Below are 3,354 nucleotides of genomic sequence, written 5' to 3'. Positions count from 1 at the left end.
GAAGCGGCTGGCCAGGGCCGCGTAGCTGGCCGTGGAGAGCTTTTACGACAGCCTCCCCCTCGGTCTCCTCCTCCCTCCACCGGACCAGGGCCACGGAGTAGGAGTTCGCTCCCCCGTTGAAGAGGACGGCCACCAGCTGGAGGCGGCTCCTGGGGTGGATGACCTGGTAGGGGTCAATCATAACTTGCCCCAATAGCTAGGCTACCTAGTTAGTCAAGGCCTGTCAAGTTGCGTCTCCGGCTGGGGGATAGGGGCGAGTCCAGAGATAACCTTGCTTTTTGCACATGATGATGCCATGATTGCAAGGGGTCCGAGGGGAGCGTTCACCTAGGCGTAGTCGCTCGCCTCCGGGATCCCCTCCACCCCCTGGTCGGTGGCCCTCATGGCGGTCCCCGTGGCCCGGTAGGGCTGAGCCTCGAGGAGGAGCTTCCTCCCCTAGACCCTCGGCGGTCGCCATGTAAAATGGGGCCAAGATATGAACCGCCTGGGAAAAACGGAGGTTTTCCTCAACCGCTTCGCCCTCCGGCCTCTTGGCCCTGAAGAGCTCAGGCCTTGGCGCCTGAAGGCGGTTCTGGACCCTCCCCCGGGGCGGGAGGAGGTTTATCCCCTTCTCGCCCAACTGGCCCGCCAAGTGGGGGGCATCACGGTGCGTGCGGGAGACGGCCTCGCTTCCTGGTCGCCTCCCGAAGCCCTGGTCCTGGAGGGCATCCTGGCACGGAAGGGGCAGACCTACACTTACCGCCTCTACCCCGAGGGAAGGATGCCCTTTGACCCCAAGGACCCCGGGGAGCGGGGTGTGCTTTCGGCCTTGGCCCGGAGGCTTCTCCAGGAGCGCCTGCGTCAGCTCGAGGGGCTTTGGGTGGAGGGGCGGGCGGTGTACCGAAAGGAGCATGCCCGGGGGGCCGGATGGCGGGTGCTTAGGGGAGCGGTCCTGGACCTTTGGGTTTCCGACTCAGGGGCGTTTCTCCTGGAGGTGGACCCGGCGTACCGAATCCTCTGTGAGTTGTCCCTCGAGGCCTGGCTCGCCCAGGGCCACCCCCTGCCCAAACGGGTCAGGAACGCCTACGACAAGCGCACATGGGAGCTCCTCCGGATCGGAGAGGAAGACCCCAAGGAGGTCCTTCTCCCGGGCGGCTTAAGCCTCCTGGACTACCACGCTTCCAAGGGCCACCTCCAGGGTCGGGAAGAGGGGCGGGTGGCCTGGGTGGCGGACCCCGAGGATTCTCGGAAGGCGATCCCCCATCTGACAGGCCTTTTGGTGCCCATCCTTACTCTGGAAGACATCCAGGAAGATGAGGGGGGTCTCGTCCTCTCCCTGCGTTGGGAAGAGCGGCGTAAGCGGACCCAGAAGATCGCCGAGTGGATCGGTCGGCGCCTGGACCTGGGTAGGCCAGAGCCGGTGCGCTCCCAGGCCTACCGTCTGAGCGCCCCCAGGCTCCTGGGCCAAAAAGCTGTAAAAAAACCTGCAGACGCCCTGCGCGTGGGGCTCTATCGGGCCCAGGCCACCGTCTTGTCCCTATTGCGTTTAGACGAGATGCAAGGGTGGCCGGACTTCCTCCGGCGGGCCCTGGATGAGGCCTTCCGGGCGAGCGGGGCCTCTCTCCGCCTGCACGAACTTCGCGCCGACCCCGCGCAAGCCTTCGCCTTCCGCGAGGCCCTGAGGGAAGCTAAGGAAAAGGGGGTCCAGGCGATACTGGTTCTCACCCCGCCCATGACCTGGGAGGCGCGCAATCGCCTAAAAGCTCTTTTTCTCAGGGAGGGTCTTCCTAGCCAGATCCTCAACCTCCCCCTGAGGGAGGAAGAACGCCACCGCTGGGAGAACGCCCTCCTCGGCCTCCTGGCCAAGGCAGGGCTTCAAGTGGTGGCCCTACAGGGGACCTACCCGGCGGAGCTCGCCGTGGGCTTTGACGCCGGAGGGAGAGAGTCCTTTCGCTTCGGGGGCGCGGCCTGCGCCGTGGGCGAGGACGGTAGCCACCTCCTCTGGACCCTCCCCGAGGCGCAGGCCGGGGAGCGGATCCCCCAGGAGGTGGTCCGCGACCTTTTGGAGGAAACCCTTTGGGCCTTTAGGCGCGAGGCGGGAAGGCTTCCTTCCCGGGTCCTCCTCCTTCGGGATGGCCGCGTGCCCCAGAACGAGTTCACCCTGGCCTTGGAAGCCCTCGCCCGAGAGGGCATAGCCTACGACCTGGTCTCGGTGCGCAAGTCGGGCGGGGGGCGGATCTACCCCGTCCAGGGGCGCTTGGTGGACGGACTCTATGTGCCCTTGGAGGACAGGACTTTTCTCCTCCTCACCGTTCACCGGGATTTCCGGGGAACACCCCGGCCCCTAAAGCTGGTCCACGAGGCGGGGGATACGCCCCTCGAGGCCCTGGCCGCCCAGATTTACCACCTAACCCGCCTCTACCCGGCGAGCGGTTTCGCCTTCCCTCGTCTTCCCGCTCCTCTCCACCTGGCCGACCGCCTGGTGAAGGAGGTGGGTCGGCTGGGGGTTCGTCACCTCAAGGAGGTGGACCGGAGAAAGCTCTTTTTTGTCTAGCTACCTCACAGCCCCGCCCCGGCCATCCTCGGGGTCAGCGGAGCCGCCTTCCCGGAGGAAGGAGGTTTACCCGGGCCTCCAGGCCCCGGCAGAGCGGGCTACGAGACGCAGCTGCGCCATGACCCGGAGATGCGGGCCTTCTACCACCGCCTGCGCTCGCGGGGCAAAACGAAGAAGCAGGCGTTGGTGGCCGTGGCCCACAAGCTCCTCAGGCGGATGATGGGAAGGCTCAGGGAGTACTACGCCGGTCGGTTGGCCCAGGGGGTGGCTTGACAGGCAAGACAGTATCAATCCCCTTACGGGGCTATGTGGTTTGCAACGGAATTGGAAATTATTGTTAGTGGTTCCAGCGGAAGGGAGTCGCAATCCCCTTACGGGGCTATGTGGTTTGCAACCAAAGCTTATGGCTTGGGAAGAGGTGTCAGAAGGGGAGTCGCAATCCCCTTACGGGGCTATGTGGTTTGCAACTAAGCCTACCCGCCCCCATGCTAGAGGCCTTTAGGGTCGCAATCCCCTTACGGGGCTATGTGGTTTGCAACATGTTTGGGGGTGATAGTGATGCGGAAAAGCTTCGTGGTGGTCGCAATCCCCTTACGGGGCTATGTGGTTTGCAACTCTACCCCTCTAAGAACCCCGTCCTGGACGGCACCGCCAGAGGGGGGTTTATGAGAAAGATGAAGCTTGGAATATGCACACGGCGAATAACGGGGGTTTTCGGGGGTTTGCGCCCATGAAAAGCCACAGGAGAAAGGGGCGATGAGAAGGAGAAAACGCATATTGCCCATCCCCAAGGGAAGAACTGGCTTTCAAGGTCCCCACCC

2 protein-coding genes, 1 pseudogene and 1 CRISPR repeat array are annotated in these 3,354 nt (G+C 64.2%); of the genes and pseudogenes, 2 read left to right on the top strand and 1 reads right to left on the bottom strand.

Going from position 1 to position 3,354, the window contains the following annotated elements; all coding sequences use genetic code 11:
- Nucleotides 1-181 (bottom strand): hypothetical protein (locus ABJK26_RS06815; protein WP_347241530.1); only part of this gene is annotated, 181 nt, incomplete at its 3' end.
- Between the two features lie 294 nt (nucleotides 182-475).
- On the opposite strand from ABJK26_RS06815, the gene ABJK26_RS06810 reads away from it, so the two are divergent.
- Nucleotides 476-2,533 (top strand): argonaute PAZ domain-containing protein, encoded by a 2,058-nt coding sequence (locus tag ABJK26_RS06810; protein WP_347241529.1) that lies wholly within the window; start codon nucleotides 476-478, stop codon nucleotides 2,531-2,533.
- 114 nt (nucleotides 2,534-2,647) lie between these two features.
- Nucleotides 2,648-2,806: pseudogene (locus tag ABJK26_RS06805) on the top strand (IS110 family transposase); the annotation flags it as partial.
- An 11-nt stretch (nucleotides 2,807-2,817) separates the two neighbouring features.
- A CRISPR array of direct repeats spans nucleotides 2,818-3,148; the repeat unit is 36 nt; unit sequence GTCGCAATCCCCTTACGGGGCTATGTGGTTTGCAAC.
- Nucleotides 3,149-3,354 lie beyond the last annotated feature (206 nt).

The sequence above is a fragment of the Thermus sp. genome, assembly GCF_039793865.1.
In the GTDB taxonomy this organism is placed as follows: Bacteria; Deinococcota; Deinococci; order Deinococcales; family Thermaceae; genus Thermus.
This window is presented reverse-complemented; position numbering and strand designations above follow the sequence as displayed.